The sequence below is a fragment of the Streptomyces sp. NPDC051064 genome (assembly GCF_044455985.1).
Taxonomy (GTDB): domain Bacteria; phylum Actinomycetota; class Actinomycetes; order Streptomycetales; family Streptomycetaceae; genus Streptomyces.
The window spans coordinates 375,656-398,942 of the sequence record NZ_JBITFK010000001.1 but is presented as its reverse complement, the minus strand read 5'-3'; the positions used below and the strand labels follow the sequence as shown (position 1 = coordinate 398,942).

The window sequence follows — 23,287 nt, the reverse complement described above, 5'->3', positions numbered from 1 at the left end:
GGGTTCAGCCGCGGTAGAGCGACTCGACCTCGTCCGCGAAGTCCTTCGCCACGACGTTGCGCTTCAGCTTCAGCGAGGGCGTGATGTGGCCCGCCTCCTCGGTGAACTGGGACGCCAGGACGCGGAACTTGCGTACCGACTCCGCCTTGGAGACCGCCGCGTTGCCGTCGTCCACGGCCCGCTGCACCTCGGCCAGCAGATCGGGGTCGTCGCGCAGCGAGACCGCCGTCGACCCGGCCGGCTTGCCGTTCTCCTCGGCCCAGCGGGAGAGGAACTCCTCGTCGAGGGTGAGCAGCGCGCCGACGAACGGGCGTCCGTCGCCGACCACCATGCACTCGGCCACCAGGGCGTGCGCGCGGATCCGGTCCTCGATCACCGCGGGCGCGACGTTCTTGCCGCCCGCCGTGACGATGATCTCCTTCTTGCGGCCCGTGATCGCGAGATAGCCGTCCTCGTCGAGCGTGCCGATGTCACCCGTGTGGAACCAGCCGTCGGCCAGCGCCTCGGCCGTGGCGGCCTCGTTCTGCCAGTACCCGGTGAACAGGTGCTCGCCGTGCAGCAGCACCTCGCCGTCGTCGGCGATCCGCACGACCGAGCCCGGCAGCGGCTGGCCGACCGTACCGATCTTCTGCCGGTCCCACGGGTTGAAGGCCGTGGCCGCGCAGCTCTCGGTGAGGCCGTAGCCCTCCAGCACCGTGAAGCCGATGCCGCGGAAGAAGTGGCCGAGCCGCTCGCCCAGCGGGGCGCCGCCGGAGATCGCGTACTCGCCACGGCCGCCGAGCACGGCCCGCAGCTTGCTGAACACCAGCTTGTCGAAGACCTTGTGCTTGACCTTCAGGCCGACCGAGGGGCCCTCGGGCGTGCCCAGCGCGCGGCTGTACGCGATCGCGGTGTCGGCGGCCCGGTCGAAGATCTTGCCCTTGCCGTCCGCCTGGGCCTTGGCCCGCGCCGAGTTGTAGACCTTCTCGAACACCCTCGGCACGCCGAGGATCAGCGTCGGCCGGAACGAGGCCAGCTCGTCCGTCAGGTTCTTGATGTCCGGCACGCAGCCGAGCTTGATCGGCGCCATCACCGACGCGACCTCGACCAGCCGGCCGAAGACGTGCGCGGTGGGAAGGAAGAGCAGGACGGAGCACTCGCCGGTACGGAAGAGGGGCTTGAGCCGCTCCACGATGTTGCCGCACTCCGCGAAGAAGCTGCGGTGCGTCAGCACACAGCCCTTGGGGCGGCCGGTGGTGCCCGAGGTGTAGACGATCGTCGCCGGGTCGTCGGCCTTCGCGCTCACCATGCGCAGGTCCAGCGTCTCGTCGGAGACTCCGGCACCTGCCGCGACGAGCTCGCCGACGGCGCCCCGGTCGATCTCCCAGACGTGGTGCAGACCGGGGAGCCGGTCCCGCACCGAGGTGACGGACTCCGCGTGGGTCCCGCTCTCCACGACGACCGCGACCGCGCCCGAGTCGCCGAGTATCCACTGGACCTGCTCGGGGGAGCTGGTCTCGTACACCGGCACGGTGACGGCGCCCGCGCTCCAGATGGCGAAGTCCAGCAGGACCCACTCGAAGCGGGTGCGGGACATGAGCGCGACCCGGTCGCCCGGCTGGATGCCCGCCGCGATCAGCCCCTTGGCGGCGTCTCTGACCTCAGCGAGGAACCGGGTCGCCGTGACGTCCGTCCAGACGCCGGCCACCTTCCGGCTCATCACCGCCACATCGGGATGCTGAGCGGCGTTGCGGCGGATGAGATCCGTCAGGTTGCCGTCCGTAGGGACCTCGTACAGGGCCGGAAGGCTGAACTCGCGCAAGTCTGCTGCTCCTCATCGGGCTCCGGTTCCACGGCTCTGTGCGACGCGCCGGATCGGTCCAAGACTGGCAGATGCTCAGTGGGGTGAGCACGACTGGACTGGCGGGACGTTACCCACCGGTACTCGGTTCCGGAAAGGGGGTTCCGGCCAGATGTCTTATGCATCACACATATCGGGGGTCCTTCGGCGCACATTAGTCCACCCGTGTCCCGATCCGGAAGTAATCGCAGGTCCGACGGCCTCTACCCACAGCAGCGAGCGGAGACCTAGGGTGATCTCCATGGGAGCCGGCACACCGCACAATCAGCACACAACCCCCACTCGACGGACACGCGTGCACGTCGTCAGCGACGTGCACGGGAACGCGGAGGCGCTGGCGCGCGCCGGGGACGGTGCGGACGCCCTGATCTGTCTGGGTGACCTGGTCCTCTTCCTCGACTACGCGGACCATTCGCGCGGCATCTTCCCCGACCTGTTCGGCGTCGCCAACGCCGACCGCATCGTCGAGCTGCGCACCGCGCGCCGTTTCGACGAGGCACGCGCCTTCGGTCGCGAGCTGTGGGCGGGCAGGGACCGTAACGCGGCGATCCTGTCCGCGGTGCGCAAGCAGTACGCCGAGATGTTCGCGGTCATGCCCACCCCGACCTACGCCACGTACGGCAACGTCGACGTCCCCGCGCTCTGGCCCGAGTACGCCAGTTCCGGTACCACCGTGCTGGACGGTGAACGTGCGGAGATCGGAGGCCGCGTCTTCGGGTTCGTAGGGGGAGGCCTCAGGACCCCCATGAACACCCCGTACGAGATCAGTGACGAGGAGTACGCCGCCAAGGTCGAGGCGCTCGGTCCGGTGGACGTCCTCTGCTCACACATCCCGCCGGACGTGCCGGAACTGACGTACGACACCGTGGCCCGGCGCTTCGAGCGGGGCAGCCGCGCGCTCCTGGACGCCATCCACCGGACCCGCCCCCGCTACGCGATTTTCGGCCATGTCCACCAGCCGCTGGTCCGCAGGATGCGGATCGGCGTCACCGAGTGCGTCAACGTCGGCCACTTCGCCTCGAGCGGGCGCCCCTGGGCCCTGGAGTGGTGAGCGACACGGCCACCGCCCGCGGGCCGGGGCGCGGGCGGGAGGGCCACCGGCACGCGATAGCCTGCACACGGCAGGCCTCTGCCGAACGCGACCGGTACACCGCACTGGAGGGCCACGGCGATGGCTGAACACACCAGCTCGAGCATCACGATCGAGGCGGCACCGGCCGACGTCATGGGAGTGATCGCCGACTTCGCCCGCTATCCGGAGTGGACCGGTGAGGTGAAGGAGGCCGAGATCCTGGCCACCGACGACCAGGGCCGCGCCGAGCAGGTCCGCCTCGTCCTGGACGCCGGAGCGATCAAGGACGACCACGTCCTCGCCTACACCTGGAACAGCCCCTACGAGGTCGGCTGGACCCTGGTCAAGTCCCAGATGCTGCGTGCCCTAGACGGCAGTTACGCACTGGCGCCGCTGGGCGACGGCGACCGCACCGAGGTCACCTACCGGCTCGCCGTCGACGTCAAGATCCCGCTCCTCGGCATGATCAAGCGCAAGGCCGAGAAGGTCATCATCGACCGGGCCCTCGCCGGGCTGAAGAAGCGCGTCGAGTCCGTTCCGAAGGCCTGATCACGTGCGTACGGTCCTCGTCACCGGCCCCGGCGGCGCAGGCCGTACCACCGTCGCCGCGGCGACCGCGCTCGCCTCGGCGCGCGCGGGCCGCCGCACCCTCCTGATCTCCGCGGACGCCGTGCCCGCGCTCCCCGCGGACACCGAGCGCCTGTCCTGCGCCCGCATCGACTCCGCCGCGCACTTCCGCGACGAGCTCCTGGAGCTCCAGGACCGGGCGTCCGGGGTGCTCGACCTGCTCGGCGCCAACCGGCTCGACGGCGAGGAACTCACCGAACTGCCGGGCAGCGCACAGCTCGCCGTCCTGCACGCCCTGCGCCGGGCGGCCGAGGGGGACGGGCCGGAGGCCGGCCACGAGGTCCTCGTCGTCGACCTGCCCCCGCTCCCCGACGCACTCGCCCTGCTCGCACTGCCCGGACAGCTGCGCCGCTATCTGCGCCGCCTCCTGCCCGCCGAACGCCAGGCGGCCCGCGCCCTGCGCCCGGTGCTGGCCCAGCTCGCCGGCGTCCCCATGCCCGCGCAGTGGCTGTACGAGGCCGCCGCCCGCAAGGACGCCGAACTGGCCGCCGTCGAGGCCCTCGTCGAGGACAACGCGACCACCGTGCGCCTGGTCGCCGAACCCGGGCACGCCGCCGGCGAGGCGCTGCGCTCCGCCCGTACCGGACTCGCCCTGCACGGGCTGCGCGTCGACTCCGTCGTGGCCTCCCGGGTCCTGCCCCGGCACTCCGCCGACCCCTGGTTCGCCGACCTGGCAGCCCGGCAGGAGAAGTACCTGGACCACTGGCACCAGGAGTGGACGCCCGGGGCGTCCGTACTCGAGACCGCCCACCTCGGCCGCGAGCCGCGCACCGTCGAGGACCTGGCCCTGCTCGCCGAGACCTGCGCGACGGACGACCGGGCGCCGGGACACGCCGGGGACCCCTGGTGGACCGAGGACGCCGGGGACGGCGTCATCGCGTGGTGCCTCCCACTGCCCGGGGCGGTCAAGGAGGACCTCAAGCTCGTCCGGCGCGGCGACGAACTCTTCCTCACCGCCGGACCGTTCCACCGGATCGTCCGCCTGGAGTCCGCGCTGCGCCGCTGCACCGTCTCCGGGGCCGCGCTCGCCGACGGCGTCCTGCGTGTCCGGTTCACACCTGACCCCGCGCTCTGGCCCCGGACACAATGAACGGCGTACCACCGTTCGGGTAACGTCGGTAGTACGTGGCCCGCACGGTCACGCAGGCAACCGCGTCGCAGGAGTCCGCCATGAGTGAAGCCACCGATCGTCCCGTCGACGACGACGCGTGGGCGGAGGCCTGCGCCGAGGACCTCGAAGCGGAGAAGGCCCGCCGCCGGGCCCGGTACGGGCAGCAGCCGGGGTCCGCCGCCGAGGAGCTGCGCAAACTGATCGACGCGGTGGCCGACAAGGTCTCCTCGCTCCAGTCGCCGCTGCTCGGCATGGCCGCCCAGGGCACCGTCCAGCAGGTGATCCGGCAGGCCAAGTCCGCGGTCGAGCCCGTCATCGAGCGGAACCCGGACCTCTTCGACCATCTCGCCGCCGCGGGGAACGAACTCCTTGCCGCCTACCGCTCCGCCGTCGAGGGCCAGGAGGGCCGCTGGACCCGGGGTACAGAGGGCGCCGGAGGCACCTCGGGCGGCACCGGATCCACCCCCGGCACCGCCAGGAAGCCGGCCGACGACCCCTCGGACCCGCGCGACGAGGGCACCGGCGGCAGCGAACACATCGACCTGGACTGACCGTGGGCAGGAAATACCCGTCCCCGGCTCGGGTACGGTTGGCCGTAGCGGGGCTCGACCGAAACTGAGGGATTCATGGGACTCACCATCGGCGTCGATATCGGCGGCACGAAGATCGCGGCTGGAGTGGTCGACGAAGAGGGCCGGATCCTCTCGACGTTCAAGGTATCGACCCCGCCGACCGCCGAAGGCATCGTGGACGCGATCAGCGCCGCCGTGTCCGGGGCGAGCGAAGGGCACGACGTCGAGGCGGTAGGCATCGGCGCGGCCGGATACGTCGACGACAAGCGTGCCACCGTGCTGTTCGCCCCGAACATCAACTGGCGCCACGAGCCGCTCAAGGACAAGGTCGAGCAGCGCGTCGGCCTGCCCGTCGTCGTCGAGAACGACGCCAACGCGGCGGCCTGGGGCGAATACCGCTTCGGTGCCGGCCAGGGCCACGACGACGTCATCTGCATCACGCTCGGCACCGGCCTGGGCGGCGGCATCATCATGGGCAACAAGCTGCGCCGGGGACGCTTCGGTGTGGCGGCGGAATTCGGTCACATCCGGGTCGTCCCGGACGGCCTGCTCTGCGGCTGCGGCAGCCAGGGCTGCTGGGAGCAGTACGCCTCCGGGCGCGCTCTCGTGCGGTACGCGAAGCAGCGCGCCAACGCCACCCCGGAGAACGCACCGATCCTCCTGGGGCTCGGCGACGGCACCGTGGAGGGCATCGAGGGCAAGCACATCAGCGAGGCCGCCCGGCAGGGCTGCCCGGTGGCCGTCGACTCCTTCCGTGAGCTGGCCCGCTGGGCCGGAGCCGGACTGGCCGACCTCGCCTCGCTCTTCGACCCGTCGGCCTTCATCGTCGGCGGCGGCGTCTCGGACGAGGGCGAGCTGGTCCTCGACCCGATCCGCAAGTCGTTCCGGCGCTGGCTGATCGGCGGCGAGTGGCGCCCGCACGCGCAGGTCCTCGCGGCCCAACTGGGCGGCAAGGCCGGTCTGGTGGGCGCGGCGGACCTGGCACGCCAGGGCTGACCCCGCACAGCACGTCCGACGCCCGTCGCGCCCTCCGGGGAGCGGCGGGCGTCCGTCGTATCGTGCGTTCCATGGTCACCACGCCGATGCCGCTGCCCGACTCCCGTACCGAGCCGGACGGTTCGGCCGTCATCCGGGTGCTCAGCTACAACGTCCGCTCGCTGCGCGACGACACCGAGGCGCTGGCCCGTGTCATCCGCGCCTGCGCACCCGACCTGGTGTGCGTCCAGGAGGCCCCGCGCTTCTTCCGCTGGCGCAAGGCGGCGGCCCGGCTCGCGGCCACGACCGACCTGGTGGTCCTCAGCGGCGGGGCCACGGCGGCCGGACCGCTGCTGCTCTGCTCCCTGCGGGCCACCGTGGAACGCACCGAGGACATCCTGCTGCCGCTCACACCGGGGCTGCACCGCCGAGGCCTGGCCACGGCGGTCGTACGGATCGCCGGGGCGCGGATCGGTGTCGTCAGCTGCCACCTCAGCCTGCAGCGGGAGGAACGGCAGGCCCAGGCGGGACTGCTGCTGGAGCGGATCGACGCGATGGGCGTCCCGCACGCCGTCGTGGCCGGCGACCTCAACGACGTACCGGACGGGAGCGCCTTCGGACGGCTGGCGGGGCGGCTGCAGGACTGCCGGACCGTGCGGCCCTGGGGCGGCGAGCTCACCTTCCCGCCCGACGCGCCGCGCAAGCGGATCGACGCGGTGTTCGCGACCGGCGGCATCGAGGTGCTCGGCTGCGGCGTCCCCGAGGACCTTCCCGGGGTCACCGGCGCGGACCTGCGGGCGGCCACGGACCATCTGCCCGTGCTCGCCGCCCTCAGGGTGCCCGCGGGCAGCTGAGCCGGTCCCGGGGCGGGTCAGACGACCGCGCCGCGCCCTGGGTCGTCGTCCTCTTCGTCGTCGTGGGGCATGCGCGCCACCAGGGTGGCGAACCCGCCCAGGAAGCCGCCGATGCAGAGAGTGGTGAGCCACCACGTCATCTCCCACTGCAGCAGCACCGCGACCAGCATCAGCACCGGGCCGCCGACGACCGCGAGCCAGGCGAACTTGGCCGTCACATCGGCCTCGGGAAGCGGCGGCGGCTCCGGCGGGACGAAGTGTCCCTCCTCGCTGCCGTCCGGATCGTCGACGTCGCCGTCCTCGGGCTCCTCCAGGCCGTAGTCGCGCGGGCCCGCGACCCCGGGCGCGAAGACCACCGAACCGCCGAGCGGCTTCTTCTCCGGCGGCCCGCCGGACGTCTTCCCGCCCACGCCCTTGTCGGCGTCGTCACCCGCGCCGGACTCCGGAGAGGGGTCCAGGACGTTGACCTGGTCGTCCTCCAGGAGGGCCAGATCCTCGATCGACTTGAACGGCTTGGCGCCCGGCGGGTCCGGCGGCTCCTCGCCGTACCCCGCGACGATCGCCTCCCAGGCCGCGGCCTCGTCGAGCCGGGCCCCCTCCGTGCCCTCGGGGACAGCCGTTCCTTCTGTGGGGCGCGGTTCGCGCTCCTCGTCACTGCCCGCGCGCTCCGCGTCGTGCTCAGCCACCGGAGGTGCTCCCCTTCTTGCCGGCGTCGGTTGCGAGGCGGCCGATGAACCGGTGGCTCTCGTCGAAGATCCGCTCCGCATCGTGGTCCAACGTCGCCACGTGGTAGCTCTGTTCCAGGAGGATCTCCTCGACGTCCCTGGAGGAGACCCGGCTGAGGATCCGCGCCGAGTCGGCCGGCGGCACGACATGGTCCTGCGGGCTGTGCAGCAGCACGATCGGCTGGGTGACCTGCGGCAGATCGGCGTCGACCAGCCGGAAGAACGCCCGCACGGAGTGGGCGGCGTGCAGCGGCACCCGGTCGTAGCCGATCTCCTCGGCGCCCTCCAGCGCGATGTCGCTGGTCAGCCCCTTCGTCGTACGCACCACATGGCGGGCCACCGGCAGGGCGTAGGCCGAGAGGCCGTGCACCTTGTTCGCCGGATTCACCAGCACCAGGCCCGTGATCTCGTCACCGTGCTTCGCGGCGAGGCGCAGCGCGAGGGCGCCGCCCATGGAGAGGCCGAAGACGAAGACCTGCTCGCACCGGGCCCGCAGCGCCCGCAGCTCACGGTCCACCTCCGCGTACCAGTCCTGCCAGCCCGTGACCGCCATGTCCTCCCAGCGCGTGCCGTGGCCGGGCAGCAGAGGGAGGGACACGGTCAGTCCACGCTCCGCCAGATAACCGGCCCAGGGACGCAGGGACTGCGGCGAACCCGTGAATCCGTGACAGAGGAGGACGCCGACCTCTCCGCCCTCGTGGCGGAACGGCTCGGCTCCAGGGAGGACCGGCACCGGGGTCTCCTGTTCATGAAGCGGGGCGGGGGTGCGGGGCGTGTGCAAAAGGATTACTTCACCGTACGCGACCGGACCGACACCGACCAGGGCCGTCACCGTCCCGAGCGGGCGTCACCTGCGGGGGCGTCCGCGAAGTACACGGTCCCGAGCGGGCGGGGGAGGCCGCGGCCCCACAGGTTAAGGTCTCATCGACGGCACACAGGAGGCACCCGAGTTGATCTACGGCGCAATGAAGTTCTCCATCGGCGGCTCTCTGAAGCTCGCGTTCAGGCCGTGGGTGGAGGGCCTGGAGAACATCCCCGCACACGGGCCGGCGATTCTCGCGAGCAACCATCTGTCGTTCTCGGACTCCTTCTTCCTGCCGGCGGTCCTCGACCGCAAGGTGACCTTCATCGCCAAGGCGGAGTACTTCACCGCCCCCGGGGTGAAGGGGAAGCTCACCGCCGCCTTCTTCAAGGGCGTCGGGCAGCTCCCGGTGGACCGCTCCGGCGGCCGCGGCGCGGGCGAGGCGGCCATCAGGGCGGGCATCCAGGTCATCGAGAGCGGCGGGCTCTTCGGCATCTACCCGGAGGGCACCCGGTCGCCCGACGGCCGGCTCTACCGGGGCAAGCCCGGCGGCCTCGCCCGGGTGACCCTCGCCACCGGTGCGCCCGTCATCCCCGTGGCGATGATCGACACGGAGAAGATCCAGCCCCCCGGCCAGGTGATGCCCAAGCTGATGCGGCCCGGGATCAGGATCGGCAAGCCGCTGGACTTCAGCCGGTACCAGGGCATGGAGGGTGACCGGTTCATCCTGCGCTCGGTGACCGACGAGGTCATGTACGAGATCATGAAGCTCTCCGGTCAGGAATACGTGGACATCTACGCGACCGCGGCCAAACGGCAGATCGCCGAGGAGGCGAAGAACAAGGGGCCGCAGAGGCCCGGCGGCGCGTAAGAGCGTCGGCCGCCCGGAACGGGCAGCACGGCAGGGGCGGGAACCGGGGGAGGGGACGCAGGGGACATGGCCGGGCGTGAAAGAGTCGTACGGATGTCGGTCGAGCAGCCGCTGTGGCGTGCGCTGACCGCGTACCGCGTGCTGACGCTGATCTACGCGGCGCTGCTCGCCGGCTTCGGCCGTGACAAGTGGGAGCGCCCCTGGGTCGCCGTCGCCTTCCTGGCGTTCCTCGCGCTCTGGACGCTCGTCACCCTTCCCAGGGTGGCCAACGCGGCGAGCTGCACGAAGCGCTTCCTCGGCCTGGACCTCACGGTCGCCCTGACCGGCATCCTTCTGACCCCGCTGGCCGACTTCGACGCCCAGCACATGGACGGCCCGACGCTCCCGTCGATCTGGACGGCGGGCTCGGTCCTCGCCTTCGCGCTCAAGGGCGGCTGGCGCTGGGCGGCCTTCGCCTCCACCCTCGTCGCCGCCGCCAACATCGTCGAGCGCGGCGAGCCCAGCGAGGACACCTTCCACAACGTGCTGCTGGTCTGGGTCGCCTCCATCGCCATCGGCTACGTCGTCGAGGTGGCCCGGGCCAGCGAGCGCACCCTGGCACGGGCTCTGGAGATCGAGGCCGCCACCCGGGAGCGGGAGCGGCTCGCCCGCGACATCCACGACAGCGTCCTCCAGGTCCTGGCCATGGTCCAGCGGCGTGGCACGGCCCTGGGTGGCGAGGCCGCGGAGCTCGGCCGGATGGCCGGGGAGCAGGAGGTCGCCCTGCGGACCCTGGTCTCCAGCGGCCTGGTGCCGACGACCCGGGTCTCCGAGGACAGCGCCGAGGGCGCGGTGGTCCGCGCGGTGGAGACCCCGGAGGAGGAGAGCGCCGAGGCCGACCTGCGCGCGCTGCTCGCCCCGCACGCCGGATCCCGGGTCACCTTCGCGGAGCCCGGCGCCCCGGTGGTGCTGGCGGCCGGCGCGGCGCGTGAGCTGGCCGCCGCGGTGAGCGCCGCGCTGGACAACGTCCGGGTCCACGCGGGGCCGGACGCCCAGGCGTGGATCCTGGTCGAGGACGAGCCGGACGAGGTGATCGTCACGGTCCGCGACGACGGCCCGGGCATCCCGGAGGGCAGACTCGACCAGGCGGAGGGGGAAGGCCGGCTCGGCGTCGCGCTCTCGATCCGCGGGCGGCTGCGCGATCTGGGCGGCACAGCGGAACTGATCTCGGTCCCGGGCCAGGGCACCGAGGTCGAATTGAAGGTCCCGAAGGTTTCACGGGGGAAGGCAGGAACGGCCCGATGAGTACACCGCAGACACAGGCATCCGAGGAACGGGCCATCAAGGTGATGGTCGTGGACGACCACCCGATGTGGCGCGACGCCGTCGCCCGCGATCTGGCCGAGTCCGGCTTCGACGTGGTCGCGACGGCCGGCGACGGCCCGGGCGCCGTGCGCCGTGCCAGGGCCGCAGGGCCCGACGTCCTGGTGCTCGACCTGAACCTGCCGGGGATGCCCGGCGTCCAGGTCTGCAAGGAGCTGGTCGGATCGCACCCGGGGCTGCGCGTCCTGGTGCTCTCCGCCAGCGGCGAGCACGCCGACGTCCTGGAGGCAGTGAAGTCGGGCGCCACCGGCTATCTGCTGAAGTCGGCGAGCACCCAGGAGCTGACCGACGCCGTGCGCGCGACCGCGGCCGGCGACCCGGTCTTCACACCGGGCCTCGCCGGACTGGTCCTCGGCGAGTACCGCCGGCTCGCCTCCGACCCGGCCCCCGCGGCCCCCGACCAGCCGAAGGTCCCGCAGCTCACCGACCGTGAGACGGAGGTCCTGCGGCTGGTCGCCAAGGGGCTCTCGTACAAGCAGATCGCCGAGCGCCTGGTCATCTCCCACCGCACCGTGCAGAACCACGTCCAGAACACCCTGGGCAAGCTCCAGCTGCACAACCGGGTGGAGCTCGTCCGCTACGCCATCGAGGTCGGCCTCGACGACGCCTGACGGACAACCGGCGTGTACGGCAACGGAATTGATCGTCCGACCCATCCCGGAGTGACCTGGGTCACCATTAGCGTGGCCCGTAGCGAGCTCACTTCGGCGAAGGGATGCTTTCATGCGGGTCGGAGTACTGACCGGGGGCGGCGACTGCCCCGGGCTCAACGCGGTCATCCGCGCGATCGTCCGCAAGGGCGTGCAGGAGTACGGCTACGACTTCACCGGGTTCCGCGACGGCTGGCGCGGGCCCCTGGAGGGCGTGACCGTGCCGCTCTCCATACCGGTGGTGCGGGGCATCCTGCCGCGCGGAGGCACCATCCTCGGTTCCTCCCGGACCAATCCGTTCGACGCCGAGTACGCCGGCCAGGGGGTCCGCCGCATCAAGGACAGCCTCGCCAAGTACGAGATCGGCTCCCTGATCACGATCGGCGGGGAGGACACCCTCGGCGTCGCGGCGAAGCTGTCCGACGACTACGGCGTCCCGTGCGTGGGCGTTCCCAAGACCATCGACAACGATCTCTCCGGCACCGACTACACCTTCGGTTTCGACACCGCCGTCTCCATCGCCACCGAGGCCATCGACCGGCTCCACACCACGGCCGAATCCCATATGCGGGTCCTCGTGGTCGAGGTGATGGGGCGCCACGCGGGGTGGATCGCGCTCCACTCGGGCATGGCCGGCGGGGCCAACGTCATCCTCATCCCGGAGCAGCGCTTCGACACCGACCAGGTCTGCGAGTGGGTCACCTCCCGTTTCCGGGCGAGCTACGCGCCGATCGTGGTGGTCGCCGAGGGCGCGGCGCCCGCACGGGGCGAGATGATCCTCAAGGACGGCTCCCACGACTCCTTCGGTCATGTCCGGCTCTCGGGTGTGGGCGAATGGCTGGCCAAGGAGATCGAGCGGCGCACGGGCAAGGAGGCAAGGACGACCGTCCTCGGGCATGTACAGCGCGGCGGCACACCGAGTGCCTTCGACCGCTGGCTCGCGACCCGCTTCGGGCTGCACGCCATCGACGCGGTCCACGAGGGTGCCACCGGGGTGATGGTCGCCCTCCGGGGGACGGACATCGTGCGGGTGCCGATGGCGGAGGCGACGGCCCGCCTGAAGACGGTCGACCCCGCCCTGTACGCGGAGGCGGGGGTCTTCTTCGGCTGATCCCTCCCCGGCCGGCCCACTCCGGCCGAGCGGCGCCCGGGGGGTGCGGGTCGTATATTCGCGAGGACCGGCCCCGCCCCCTCTTCCGGGAGACGTCGTGGAAATCCTGGCATTCGGCGTGCAGTCCGACGAGAAGCCACTGATGGAGAAGGCCTTCGCCGGCCTGCACGACGTCCGCTGCCTGGACGTCTTCCTCACCGAGGACACCGCCCCGATCGCGGCGGGCTACGAGATCATCTCCACCAGCGTCAACGCCGACCTCGGCAGTCGCGTCCTGCAGGCACTCGCGGCGGGCGGCACGCAGATGATCGCCCAGCGCTCCACCGGCTTCAACAACATCGACCTCGACGTCGCCGGACGGCTCGCCCTGCGCGTCGCCCGCGTCTCGTACTACTCGCCGCACTCGGTCGCCGAATTCGCCTGGACCCTGGCCATGGCCGTCAACCGCCGCATCGTCCGCGCGGTGAGCCGCACCCGGGACTTCGACTTCCGGCTCGACGGGCTCCTCGGCCGGGACATGCACGGGCGCACGGCAGGTGTGGTCGGCACGGGGAAGATCGGTGAGGCGTTCACCCGGATCGCCCATGGCTTCGGCATGGAGCTGCTCGGCTGGGACGTCGCCGAGAATCCCGCCTGCACCGCGCTCGGCATGACGTACGTGGACAAGGAGCGCCTCTTCGCCGAGTCCGACCTGATCAGCCTCCATGTGCCCCTGCTGCCGGCCACGCAGCACATCATCGGCGAGGAAGCCCTGTCCTTGATGAAGGACGACGCGATCCTGGTCAACTCCAGCCGGGGCGGCCTGATCGACACCCGCGCTCTCGTCACCGAGCTGCGGACCGGCCGTTTCACCGGGGTGGGGCTCGATGTCTACGAGGCGGAGGCAGGGCTCTTCTACGTCGACAAATCCATGGAGGGCATCGACGACGACACCCTCGCCCGGCTCGTCACCTTCCCGAACGTCATCGTGACCTCGCACCAGGCGTACTACACGCGCGACGCGGTGGGGCAGATCATCGACGCCACGGTGCGGAACGTCACCGACTACCTGGCGGGCCGCCGCAGCGACAACGTCCTGGTCCCCGCGCGTTAGCCCGCGTGCGCCTTCGCGTGCTCCTTCAGGAACGCGCCCGCGTACGCCGCTGCCTCCTCCTTCGAGCCGCAGGGGGCGTCCCCGTCGGCCGCGCCGTCCGTGCCGTCCGCACCCCGCCCCGTCCACCGCCAGCTGCCCGACGAGGACTCCAGGAAGAGCTCGGCCGTGCCCCCGAACAGCTCGACGGTGCCCCGCTCCGCCGCTGCCGCCGGCCGGTCGACCGCGTCGGGCCACTTCTTGCGGGCGCCCTGCCGCGTTATGCCCCAGGCCGCGCCCAGCTGTTCGTAGCTCGCGCCGTAGGAGCCGGCGGTCCGTGCGGCGCGTGCCGTCAGCCGCGAGACCGCCGAGTCCACGACCTTCCAGCCGGCGAGGACCGACAGTGACACCTCGACGGGGTCCGCCGCCCACATGCGGTCCTCGGGGAGCCCCGAGGCGCGGGCCCGCAGGGCCGTTGCGAGGGGGGCCAGGGCGTCGCAGAGGGATTGCTCGAGTGCGGTCAGTTCCTTGGGAGTTACCTCGTTCGCCGCCATGCCGACAACTATAGTTACCGCAATCGATCGAGGCAACTAAAGTTGTCGGCCGGAGTGTGCCGGAGCCCGACCCTTCAGCTGGGCACGGGCAGCGCCGCCAGCAACCCGGTCACGATCGCGGCGCCGCGCAGCGTCAGCACCGACTCGGGGTGGAACTGCACCGAGGCGAAGCCCCGGCCCCGCAGCGCGTGCAGCTCACCGGAGGCCGTGTCCCGGCTCGCCTCGATCCCGTGCGCGCTCAGCTCCGTGGCCGCCGCCTCGTCGCAGAGCGCGGTGAAGCTGTTGTAGAAGCCGACCGTCTCGGGCCTGCCGAACAGATCGATCCGGGTCTGCGCCCCCTGGTACGGCACGGCCTTCCGCGCGATCTCCAGGCCCAGCTCCGCCGCGATCAGCTCATGGCCGAGGCAGACGCCGAGCAGCCCGTGGCGGTGCTCCCGCACCAGCTCGGCGGCCAGCCCGCGCAGCAGCCGCATCTTCGGGTCGGCCGCGTCCCCCGGGTCGCCGGGCCCGGGCCCCAGTACCACCGGCCCCTCGTGCGCCCGTACGGCTTCGCCGAGCCCGGGCTCGTCGTACCGGCGCACCGAGACCGTGAGGCCCGAGGAGCGCAGCAGATGGGCGAGCATCGCGGTGAAGGTGTCCTCGCCGTCCACCACCAGCGCGTGGCCGGACAGGTCCTGCGTGCGTTCCTGCATCCGCAGCCAGAAGGGGGCCAGCCCGCCGCGCCGGTCGTCAAGGGCCGCCTGCACCCGCGGATCGGACGCCAGCCGCGGACGGTCCGCCTCCGTCTCGGGCCGCCCCGGCCGGACACCCAGCGCAGCGAGCACACCGGCCGCCTTCGCGTGGGTCTCGGCGACCTCCCCCGCAGGGTCGGAGTGGCGTACGAGCGTGGCCCCGACCGGCACCCGCAGCCGGCCGGACGCCGAGATGTCGGCGGTGCGGATCAGGATCGGCGAGTCCAGCGTCTGCGCCCCGCCGGGCTCCCGGCTCACCAGCGCGAGGGCGCCCGCGTAGTAGCCGCGGCCCCCCGGCTCGTACCGCTCGATCACCCGGCAGGCGTTCTGCACGGGCGAGCCGGTGACCGTGGCCGCGAACATGGTCTCCTTCAGGACCTCGCGCACATCCAGTGAGGAACGCCCGCGCAGCTCGTACTCCGTGTGCGCGAGATGGGCCATCTCCTTGAGCCGGGGCCCGACCACCACGCCGCCCATGTCGCCGACGGTGCACATCATCTTGAGCTCCTCGTCGACGACCATGGAGAGCTCCTCGGTCTCCTTCCGGTCACCGAGGAAGGCCAGCAGGCTCTCCGCGGTCGGCCCCTCGGCCGGGTAGCGGTAGGTCCCGCTGATCGGGTTCATCACGACGGTCCCGCCGGACATCCGCACATGGACCTCCGGGCTGGCGCCGACCAGCGTCCGGTCCTCCGTGCGGACGACGAACGTCCAGTACGCCCCGCGCTCGCCCGACAGCAGCCGCCGGAACAGCGCCAGCGCGTCGGCCCGGCCGAAACCGGGGATCTTGCCGCCGAAGGTCCGCCGGATCACGAAGTTCGCGCCCTCGCCCTGCCCGATCTCATCCTCGATGACCCGCCGGACGATCTCGGCGTACTCCTCGTCCGGGACGTCGAAGGCGCCGTCCTCGACCCGCACGTCATGGCCGGGCAGGTGCGCGAGCACCTCGGCCAGCGGCAGTTCGTACGCCTTCTCGGCGACCAGCACGGAGAGCGGGGTGCCGTCGTCGCGTACGTCGAAACCGCGCTCGGCGATCTGCCGGAAGGGCACCAGGGCCAGCGAGGGCAGCTCACCCACCGGGATGTCGGCGAGCCGTTCCACCTCCCGCACCTCACCGGTCAGGACCTCGACGACGTCGTGATCCCTGCCGGGCGTGCGCCTGCGCAGCAGGGCGAAGGGCGGGGAGTCGTCACGGAGCAGCATGGACAGCAGGTCGACGGCACGGCCGGACGTGGGCCGGGACATGGGCTCGGGCATGGGCGTTCCTTCCTGATGAGGAACGGCTCCCGGCTCCGAAACGCAGAGAAGGCCGCCCCTCGGGCGGCCTTCGCGAAGTCTGTACGCGCGATGAATCAGCGGGCCGCCGGATGAGCGGTCCACCACCAGTTCTGGATTGTCTGCGCGAACATGCCACGTACCCTAGCGGACGCGGCGGACAAACGAGCGCGCGTCTCATGTGTTGAGCGGGCGGACGGGGCGCGCTCGCCGACCCCGTAATGTTGTCAAGGTGACCGTGAACGCCAATACCTCCGTCGCCGGTGGCCACACCTGGCGAGACCTTCCCGCGGCGCAGCAGCCCGAGTACCCCGATGCCGAGGCTCTGCGCGACGTACTCGCGGACCTCGAGTCGTATCCTCCGCTTGTCTTCGCAGGCGAGTGCGACCAGCTGCGCGCCCGTCTGGGAGCCGTCGCCAAGGGCGAGGCGTTCCTGCTGCAGGGCGGCGACTGCGCCGAGGCCTTCGACGCCGTGTCCGCCGAGCACATCCGGGCCAAGCTGAAGACGCTGCTCCAGATGAGCGCCGTCCTGACGTACGCGGCCTCCGTGCCGGTCGTCAAGATCGGCCGGATCGCCGGGCAGTACTCCAAGCCGCGCTCCAAGCCGACCGAGACCCGCGACGGCGTGACCCTGCCGACCTACCGCGGCGACTCCGTCAACGGCTTCGAGTTCACCGAGGCCGCCCGCATCCCGGACCCCGAGCGGCTGAAGCAGATGTACCACGCGTCCGCTTCCACGCTGAACCTGGTGCGCGCCTTCACCACCGGTGGTTACGCCGACCTGCGCCAGGTGCACGCCTGGAACCAGGACTTCGTGAAGTCCTCGCCGTCCGGGCAGCGTTACGAGGCCCTGGCCCGCGAGATCGACAACGCGCTGAACTTCATGAAGGCGTGCGGCACGGACCCGGCCGAGTTCAAGGCGGTCGAGTTCTACGCCTCGCACGAGGCGCTGCTGCTGGACTACGAGTCGTCGCTGACCCGCACCGACTCGCGCACCGGCCAGCTGTACGACACCTCGGGCCACATGGTCTGGGTCGGTGAGCGCACCCGCCAGATGGACGGCGCGCACATCGAGTTCGCCTCGAAGATCCGCAACCCCATCGGGATCAAGCTCGGCCCGACGACCACCGTCGACGAGGCGCTCGGCTACATCGACCGCCTCGACCCCGAGCGCGAGCCCGGCCGGCTGACCTTCATCGTCCGCATGGGCGCCGACAAGGTCCGCGACAAGCTCCCCGAGCTGGTCGAGAAGGTCACGGCGTCCGGCGCCAAGGTGGTGTGGGTGACCGACCCGATGCACGGCAACACCTTCGAGGCCGCGTCCGGCCACAAGACGCGCCGTTTCGACGACGTCCTCGACGAGGTCAAGGGCTTCTTCGAGGTGCACAAGGAGCTCGGGACGCACCCCGGCGGCATCCACGTCGAGCTCACGGGCGACGACGTCACCGAGTGCGTCGGCGGCGGCCACGAGATCTTCGTGGACGATCTGCACCAGCGCTACGAGACGGCCTGCGACCCGCGCCTCAACCGCAGCCAGTCCCTCGACCTGGCCTTCCTGGTCGCCGAGATGTACCGCGACCAGTAGGGATCACCCCTGGTGACGCACGTGGGGCACGGATCGATGTGATCCGTGCCCCACAGGCCTGCCGGGGCTTTTGTGTGCGGGAGCTCGCGGGTAAGGTTAGGTTAGCCTCACCGAGAATTCGGGACGGCGCAGCGATCGACCCGTCGGGAGGTGAACCGCATGTACGTCTGCTCCTGCTTCGGCATCACGGAGGACCAGGTAAAACAGCATGCGGACGGCGGAGCGTGCACGCCTCGCCAGATCGCTTCCGCGTGCAAGGCCGGCACCGACTGCGGCGGTTGCGTTCGCAGGATCCAGGCGCTGCTCGGCCGTGGCGACTGCCCGCGCCGTGAGCTCATCGAGGGACGTACGGTGCCGACCGGCGCCCCGGCCGGTGCGCCCGTCGCCCTCGGCGCCACGCCGGACGTCAGGCTTTCCGACGCCGCCTGAGAATTCCTCGCGGACCGCGCGGAGCGTTGCCGGAGCCGTGGATCAGCTGTCCGGCTGCTCGATCAGCTGGGCGATGTAGAGCGGTTCACCGAGCTTCTCGACCAGCTCCAGCTGGGTGTCGAGATAATCGATGTGGTGCTCCTCGTCCTCGAGGATGGACTCGAAGATGTTCGCCGAAGTGATGTCGCCCTTGCCGCGCATCACCTCGATGCCCCGCCTGAGGCGGTCGATCGCCTCCACCTCGACCTGACGGTCGGCCTGGAACATCTCGGTGACCGTCTGGCCGACCCGCACATGGAAGAGCCGCTGATAGTTGGGCAGGCCGTCCAGGAACAGGATCCGGTCGGTGAGGATCTCCGCGTGCTTCATCTCGTCGAACGATTCGGCCCGCGTGTACTTGGCGAGCTTCGTCCAGCCGAAGTTGTCCTGCATCTTCGCGTGCAGGAAGTACTGATTGATGGCAGTCAATTCGGCGGTCAGCTGTTCGTTCAGGAACTCGAGGACCTCGGGGTCGCCCTGCATCGCAGAGGCTCCTTCCAACCGGTGAACTGGGCACGTTTGCGCGCATCCTCGCATCGCACCATGCGGCCGTCCAGTAAGTGCATGCTTAGTATGAGTTGCCCGAATCGACTCTCCCCTGGTCATGACCACCCCTGCCTGTCTGTCACCATGGAGGCATGGGTCAGCCGGAAAGCCGGGAACGCGGCACAGCAGAACAGTCCGGGCTTCCACCGGGGCAACGGCTGCAGCGCGGCTGGCCGGTCACCCATTACGGGCCCGTGCCCAAGTTCAAACCGGACCGCTGGGAGTTCAGGGTCTTCGGGGCCACGGCCGACGGTGACAAGCACTGCTGGAATCACCAGGAATTCACGGCACTTCCCTTCTCCTCCGTCGTCGCGGACCTCCACTGCGTGACGAAATTCAGCATGCTCGGCGCCGAATGGGGCGGAATCCTGGCCCGCGAGGTGGTGGAACTTGCACCTCCGGCGCCCCACGTCACCCATGTGATGGTCTGGGCCGAATACGGATTCAGCTCGAACCTCCGGATCGCCGACTTCACGTCCGACCGGACGCTGTTCGCCACCCACAAGGACGGCGAACTGCTCACTGCCGAACACGGATTTCCGCTGCGCCTCGTCGTGCCGCATCTGTATGCCTGGAAGGGGCCCAAATGGGTCCGGGGCATCGAATACATGTCGGCCGACCGCCGTGGGTTCTGGGAGGAGCGCGGGTACCACAACATCGGCGACCCGTGGAGCGAGCAGCGCTACTCCTACCAGGAGGAGCCCGGGGACGGCCCCGAGCTCTGAGGTCCCGCGTCTCCCATGGGAGACGCGTGGCTCTCACCTGGTGGCGGAGCTCCGGAGGTCCTTCAGCCGCGTCACGTCCGCCGCATGGCCTTCCTTGCCGCCGGGCGTCTCGATGATCAGCGGCACGCCCTCGGTCGCCGGGTGCGAGAACAGCTCGCGGAACGGCCCGGCACCGATATGGCCCGCACCGATGTTCTCGTGCCGGTCCTTGTGGGCGCCCACCACGTCCTTGGAGTCATTGGCGTGGATCAGCTTCAGCCGGCCCTCGCCGACCGTGTCCACCAGCAGATCCAGGGTCTGCCGCATGCCGGCCGGGCCGGTCAGGTCGTGGCCCGCCGCGTAGATGTGGCAGGTGTCCAGGCAGACACCCAGCCTGGGGTGGGAATCCAGGGCCTCGAAGTACGGGCCGAAGTCCCAGGTCCGCGAGCAGAGCGAGGAGCCCTGCCCCGCGGTCGACTCCAGCAGCAGGAACGGGTCGTCGTCATGGGTCAGCTCGTCCAGCAGCGGAAGCATGTGCGTACGTACCTGGGCGAGTGCCACCTCGCGCGGGCGTCCGCCGGTCGCCGAGCCGGTGTGCACCACCACGCCCAGGGCGCCGATCTCTCTCGCCCGCCGCAGCGAGTGGCGCAGCGACAGGACCGACCGCTCGACCGTGGCCTCGGTGTGCGAGCCGAAGTTGATCAGGTACGGGGCATGGACGTACGCGGGGATCTGCCCGGCGGCGCACTCCGAGCGGAACAGCTCGTCCTGTGCCGGGTTCCCCGGCGGTGTCGCCCAGCCGCGCGGATTGGCGACGAAGACCTGCACGGTCTCCGCCGCCAGCTCCCGCGCGTAGCCGAGGCCGACCTTGGCGAGTCCGCCGGCCACGGGGACGTGACCGCCGATGGGGTTGCGCATGTGCTGCCAGTCCTCGTGGGTCTACAGGGCCTTGGTCCTGATGGTGATCGTGGAGCCTTCCGCGGCCTTCTCGCCGCCCTCGACCGACTGGCTGCCGACCGTGTCACCGAAGGAGAGGAACGGGCGGTCGACCTTGACCTCGAAGCCCGCGTCCTCCAGTGTGCTCCGGGCATCGTCGACGTCCTTCCCCGTGACATCGGGGACCTGGAGCATGCGCGGGCCCTTGGAGACCGTCAGCTCCACCGTGTCGCCCGCGGCGGCCTCCGCGCCGCTTCCGGGCGACTGCCGGGCGATCTCGCCCGCGGCCTCGGGTGAGTTGACCCGGTCGCTCAGCACCTCCGCCTTGAGACCCGCCTCGTCCAGCGCGGCCGTGGCGTCCTCGACGGAGAGGCCGGAGACGTCGGGCACGTCGACCGGGCTGCCCTTGCTGACGACCAGGGCGACCGCCGAGTCGGGATGGCGCTCGGTGCCGACCCGCGGATCCGTACGGATGACCTTGCCCCGGTCGATCTCCTCGCTGAACTCCCGGGTCACCATTCCGGGTGCGAGCCCCGCCTTCTTCAGCTCACGCCGTGCCTCGGCGAGGGCGAGCGCCTCGACATCGGGGACCTTCACGATCTCCGGGCCGCGCGAGATCACCAGCTTCACCGCGTCGTTGCCCCGGATGCGCTCGCCGGAGCCCGGATCGCTGCTGATCACCGTGCCGCGCTTCACCGTGTCGCTGTAGGAGCGCTCGACACCCCTCAGGTCCAGCCCCTCCTCCGCGAGCCGCTTCTCGGCAGCGCTCTGGGTCTGGCCCAGGAGGGACGGGACCCGGGTGAACTGCCCCGAGTTGATGTACCAGACGCCCACGCCTGCCCCCAGCACCAGGAGGACGGCGACGAGCACGGCGAGCGTCCCGCGCCGGCCGCGGCCGGCGAAGGGTCCGCGTCGACCCCGCCCGGGCTCCCGGGGCGAGGACGGGGGCATCTCCAGCCGGCTGGTGTGGTGCGCGGTGCCCTGGCCGGCCGGGATCACCCTGGGGATCACGCTCGTACGGTCCTCGGCGCCGTCGTGCCCCTCCGTGATGGCCTGCGGAGGCATCGCGTCGAGCTGCTCCTCGGTGAGAGCCGCCCGTATCTCACGGGACTGCGCGAGCAGGGCCACCGCGTCGGACGGACGGACGTCGGGGTTGCGCGCCGTCGCGGCGGCCACCAGCTCGTCCAGCCCGGCGGCCAGGTCCGGAACGGCGCCGGACGGCGCCGGGACGTCCTCGTTCAGATGCTGGTAGATGACCTGGGCGGCGGTGTCACCGCCATGGGGCTTGCCGCCGGTCAGCATCTCGTAGAGCACCACACCGCAGGCGTACACGTCGGACCGGGTGTCGGCCGTGCCCTGCTCGATCTGCTCCGGAGCGAGGTACGAGACCGTGCCCAGGAGCGAGCCGGTGGTGTCCGTGGCGGTTCCCACAGCGCGTACGAGACCGAAGTCGGCGACCTTCACCCGGCCGTCGTCCCCGATCAGGACGTTCTCCGGCTTCATGTCGCGGTGGACGAAGCCCGCCCGGTGCGCGGCGCCGAGGGCGGCCAGCACCGGTTCGAGGATGTCCAGCGCCGCCCGGGGCTGCAGTGCCCCCCGCTCGCGCAGGACGTCGCGCAGGGTGCACCCGGCGACGTACTCCATCGCCAGGTACACATACGCGCCCTGGGCGCCCTGGTCGAAGACGGCCACCACATTGGGGTGGGCGAGCCGGGCGACGGACTTGGCCTCGCGGATGAAGCGTTCGACGAACGCCGCGTCGGTCGCCAGCGCCGGGTGCATCACCTTGAGGGCGAGCACCCGGTCGAGCCTGGTGTCCACGGCCCGGTAGACCGTGGCCATACCGCCGACGGCGATGCGCGCATCGATGCGGTAGCGGCCGTCGAGCAGCTGCCCGACGAGGGGGTCCTGGAGGGTCGTGTCCACGGGGCGAGTCTACGAGCTGCCACGGACACCACGGAGTGGGCCAGGCATCCCGGGGACCGTTCCGGTGCCGAGCCGTGACAGGGGCATGCGCGTGCTGTGACGGGGAGACCCCCGCCGGTGCACGGCCCTCAGAAGGCCGGGCGCTCCGGATCCAGCACCGCGCGGCCCTCCGCCGGCGAGGACGCCTCCGCGAAATGGCGGCGCGGGATGCGTCCCGCCCGGTACGCCAGCCGTCCGCCGTCCACCGCGTGGCGCATCGCCGCCGCCATCAGCTCGGGCTCCTGCGCCCGGGTCACCGCCGAGGCGAGCATCACAGCGGCACAGCCGAGTTCCATCGCCAGCGCCGCGTCCGAGGCCGTCCCGGCGCCGGCGTCCAGGATCACCGGGACCGCGGCCTGCTCGACGATCAGCTGGAAGTTGTGGGGGTTGCGGATGCCGAGCCCGGAACCGATGGGGGAGCCGAGCGGCATGATCGCCGCGCACCCCACGTCCTGGAGCTTGCGGGCCAGAACCGGGTCGTCGTTGGTGTACGGCAGGACCGTGAAGCCGTCGTCGACCAGGATCTCGGCGGCGTCCAGCAGCTCGATCGGGTCGGGCAGGAGGGTCCGCTCGTCGGCCACGACCTCCAGCTTGATCCAGTCGGTGCCCAGCGCCTCCCTGGCCAGCCTGGCGGTCAGCACGGCCTCGCCCGCGGTGAAACAGCCCGCGGTGTTCGGCAGGACCTGGACGGAGAGGCGTTCCAGGACGGAGAGCACCGAGCCCTGCACGGTCGGGTCGAGCCGGCGCATCGCCACGGTGGTCAGCTCGGTGCCCGAAGCGATCAGGGAGCGCTCCAGTACGTCGAGGCTGGGCGCCCCGCCCGTCCCCATGATCAGCCGGGACGAGAACGCGGTGGAACCGAGCGTGAAGAGATCGTCGGACATG

The 23,287-nt window shown here is 71.1% G+C and carries 23 protein-coding genes and 1 pseudogene; 14 read left to right on the top strand and 10 right to left on the bottom strand.

Translation table 11 applies throughout. From position 1 onward, the window contains the following. Positions 1 to 4: 4 nt before the first annotated feature. Positions 5 to 1,801, bottom strand: coding sequence for an AMP-dependent synthetase/ligase (locus ACIBCU_RS01845; protein ID WP_399228536.1), 1,797 nt, complete (start codon positions 1,799 to 1,801; stop codon positions 5 to 7). Positions 1,802 to 2,081: 280 nt separating this feature from the next. Here ACIBCU_RS01845 and ACIBCU_RS01840 point away from each other — a divergent pair, with 280 nt between their 5' ends. From ACIBCU_RS01840 to ACIBCU_RS01815, 6 genes are all read left to right on the top strand, one after another. Beyond that, a complete protein-coding gene (locus ACIBCU_RS01840) occupies positions 2,082 to 2,891 on the top strand; it encodes a metallophosphoesterase (protein WP_362930523.1) in 810 nt (269 codons plus the stop codon). 120 nt (positions 2,892 to 3,011) lie between these two features. After that, positions 3,012 to 3,461: an SRPBCC family protein gene (locus ACIBCU_RS01835; protein ID WP_073747652.1), complete on the top strand. Its 450-nt coding sequence runs from the start codon at positions 3,012 to 3,014 to the stop codon at positions 3,459 to 3,461. Between the two features lie 4 nt (positions 3,462 to 3,465). Beyond that, positions 3,466 to 4,629 carry an ArsA-related P-loop ATPase gene (locus ACIBCU_RS01830; protein ID WP_399228533.1) on the top strand — a complete coding sequence of 388 codons (1,164 nt, stop codon included), beginning with the start codon at positions 3,466 to 3,468 and terminating at the stop codon, positions 4,627 to 4,629. Positions 4,630 to 4,709: 80 nt separating this feature from the next. Then, on the top strand, positions 4,710 to 5,201 hold the full coding sequence (locus ACIBCU_RS01825) for a DUF5304 domain-containing protein (protein ID WP_362930519.1): 492 nt from the start codon (positions 4,710 to 4,712) through the stop codon (positions 5,199 to 5,201). Between the two features lie 75 nt (positions 5,202 to 5,276). Then, the gene (locus ACIBCU_RS01820) at positions 5,277 to 6,218 is read left to right on the top strand and encodes an ROK family glucokinase (RefSeq protein WP_362930517.1); all 942 of its coding nucleotides are present in this window, start codon (positions 5,277 to 5,279) and stop codon (positions 6,216 to 6,218) included. A gap of 71 nt (positions 6,219 to 6,289) precedes the next feature. Continuing rightward, positions 6,290 to 7,051 carry an endonuclease/exonuclease/phosphatase family protein gene (locus tag ACIBCU_RS01815; protein ID WP_399228530.1) on the top strand — a complete coding sequence of 254 codons (762 nt, stop codon included), beginning with the start codon at positions 6,290 to 6,292 and terminating at the stop codon, positions 7,049 to 7,051. A 17-nt stretch (positions 7,052 to 7,068) separates the two neighbouring features. On the opposite strand, the gene ACIBCU_RS01810 is transcribed toward ACIBCU_RS01815, so the two are convergent. Both ACIBCU_RS01810 and ACIBCU_RS01805 read right to left on the bottom strand, forming a co-directional pair. After that, the gene (locus tag ACIBCU_RS01810; RefSeq protein ID WP_362930514.1) at positions 7,069 to 7,737 is read right to left on the bottom strand and encodes a hypothetical protein; all 669 of its coding nucleotides are present in this window, start codon (positions 7,735 to 7,737) and stop codon (positions 7,069 to 7,071) included. Beyond that, on the bottom strand, positions 7,730 to 8,509 hold the full coding sequence (locus ACIBCU_RS01805) for an alpha/beta hydrolase (RefSeq protein WP_399228528.1): 780 nt from the start codon (positions 8,507 to 8,509) through the stop codon (positions 7,730 to 7,732). Before ACIBCU_RS01805 ends, ACIBCU_RS01810 begins: the two co-directional genes overlap by 8 nt. Before the next feature lie 232 nt (positions 8,510 to 8,741). On the opposite strand from ACIBCU_RS01805, the pseudogene ACIBCU_RS01800 reads away from it, so the two are divergent. The 5 genes and pseudogenes from ACIBCU_RS01800 (at position 8,742) to ACIBCU_RS01780 (ending at position 13,665) form a co-directional block, all read left to right on the top strand. Then, positions 8,742 to 9,529: pseudogene (locus tag ACIBCU_RS01800) on the top strand (lysophospholipid acyltransferase family protein). Beyond that, positions 9,516 to 10,733 carry a MacS family sensor histidine kinase gene (macS, locus tag ACIBCU_RS01795; RefSeq protein WP_362930508.1) on the top strand — a complete coding sequence of 406 codons (1,218 nt, stop codon included), beginning with the start codon at positions 9,516 to 9,518 and terminating at the stop codon, positions 10,731 to 10,733. Before ACIBCU_RS01800 ends, macS begins: the two are co-directional and overlap by 14 nt. After that, positions 10,730 to 11,422: a response regulator gene (locus tag ACIBCU_RS01790; protein ID WP_399228526.1), complete on the top strand. Its 693-nt coding sequence runs from the start codon at positions 10,730 to 10,732 to the stop codon at positions 11,420 to 11,422. The genes macS and ACIBCU_RS01790 overlap by 4 nt, the downstream gene beginning before the upstream one ends. Before the next feature lie 112 nt (positions 11,423 to 11,534). Continuing rightward, positions 11,535 to 12,572, top strand: coding sequence for a 6-phosphofructokinase (locus tag ACIBCU_RS01785; protein ID WP_399228524.1), 1,038 nt, complete (start codon positions 11,535 to 11,537; stop codon positions 12,570 to 12,572). 97 nt (positions 12,573 to 12,669) lie between these two features. Beyond that, a complete protein-coding gene (locus ACIBCU_RS01780) occupies positions 12,670 to 13,665 on the top strand; it encodes a 2-hydroxyacid dehydrogenase (protein ID WP_399228522.1) in 996 nt (331 codons plus the stop codon). Here the strand turns inward: ACIBCU_RS01780 and ACIBCU_RS01775 are convergent. From ACIBCU_RS01775 to ACIBCU_RS01765, 3 genes are all read right to left on the bottom strand, one after another. Then, the gene (locus tag ACIBCU_RS01775; RefSeq protein ID WP_362930500.1) at positions 13,662 to 14,195 is read right to left on the bottom strand and encodes a hypothetical protein; all 534 of its coding nucleotides are present in this window, start codon (positions 14,193 to 14,195) and stop codon (positions 13,662 to 13,664) included. The genes ACIBCU_RS01780 and ACIBCU_RS01775 overlap by 4 nt on opposite strands. Positions 14,196 to 14,269: 74 nt before the next feature. Next, positions 14,270 to 16,180 carry an anthranilate synthase family protein gene (locus ACIBCU_RS01770; RefSeq protein ID WP_399228520.1) on the bottom strand — a complete coding sequence of 637 codons (1,911 nt, stop codon included), beginning with the start codon at positions 16,178 to 16,180 and terminating at the stop codon, positions 14,270 to 14,272. Between the two features lie 95 nt (positions 16,181 to 16,275). Continuing rightward, complete coding sequence (locus ACIBCU_RS01765) at positions 16,276 to 16,332, bottom strand: trp operon leader peptide (protein WP_079159714.1); 57 nt, start codon at positions 16,330 to 16,332, stop codon at positions 16,276 to 16,278. Between the two features lie 104 nt (positions 16,333 to 16,436). Between ACIBCU_RS01765 and ACIBCU_RS01760 the strand changes: the two genes are divergently transcribed. Together ACIBCU_RS01760 and ACIBCU_RS01755 are read left to right on the top strand one after the other, a co-directional pair. Then, positions 16,437 to 17,783, top strand: a complete 1,347-nt coding sequence (locus tag ACIBCU_RS01760; RefSeq protein WP_187355852.1) for a class II 3-deoxy-7-phosphoheptulonate synthase — start codon at positions 16,437 to 16,439, stop codon at positions 17,781 to 17,783. A 159-nt stretch (positions 17,784 to 17,942) separates the two neighbouring features. Then, a complete protein-coding gene (locus ACIBCU_RS01755; RefSeq protein ID WP_399228518.1) occupies positions 17,943 to 18,212 on the top strand; it encodes a bacterioferritin-associated ferredoxin in 270 nt (89 codons plus the stop codon). A gap of 42 nt (positions 18,213 to 18,254) precedes the next feature. Here ACIBCU_RS01755 and bfr read toward each other — a convergent pair whose 3' ends face one another. Beyond that, positions 18,255 to 18,734 carry a bacterioferritin gene (gene bfr, locus ACIBCU_RS01750; protein ID WP_356707303.1) on the bottom strand — a complete coding sequence of 160 codons (480 nt, stop codon included), beginning with the start codon at positions 18,732 to 18,734 and terminating at the stop codon, positions 18,255 to 18,257. A gap of 155 nt (positions 18,735 to 18,889) precedes the next feature. On the opposite strand from bfr, the gene ACIBCU_RS01745 reads away from it, so the two are divergent. Further along, entirely contained in the window at positions 18,890 to 19,522 is a 633-nt protein-coding gene (locus ACIBCU_RS01745) for a sulfite oxidase-like oxidoreductase (protein ID WP_399228515.1), read from the top strand. A gap of 33 nt (positions 19,523 to 19,555) precedes the next feature. On the opposite strand, the gene ACIBCU_RS01740 is transcribed toward ACIBCU_RS01745, so the two are convergent. The 3 genes from ACIBCU_RS01740 to ACIBCU_RS01730 form a co-directional block, all read right to left on the bottom strand. Next, entirely contained in the window at positions 19,556 to 20,419 is an 864-nt protein-coding gene (locus tag ACIBCU_RS01740; RefSeq protein ID WP_399228513.1) for a deoxyribonuclease IV, read from the bottom strand. Positions 20,420 to 20,440: 21 nt separating this feature from the next. Further along, entirely contained in the window at positions 20,441 to 22,363 is a 1,923-nt protein-coding gene (gene pknB / locus ACIBCU_RS01735; RefSeq protein WP_399228511.1) for a Stk1 family PASTA domain-containing Ser/Thr kinase, read from the bottom strand. A 128-nt stretch (positions 22,364 to 22,491) separates the two neighbouring features. Beyond that, positions 22,492 to 23,286 (bottom strand): thiazole synthase, encoded by a 795-nt coding sequence (locus tag ACIBCU_RS01730; protein ID WP_362930490.1) that lies wholly within the window; start codon positions 23,284 to 23,286, stop codon positions 22,492 to 22,494. Position 23,287 lies beyond the last annotated feature (1 nt).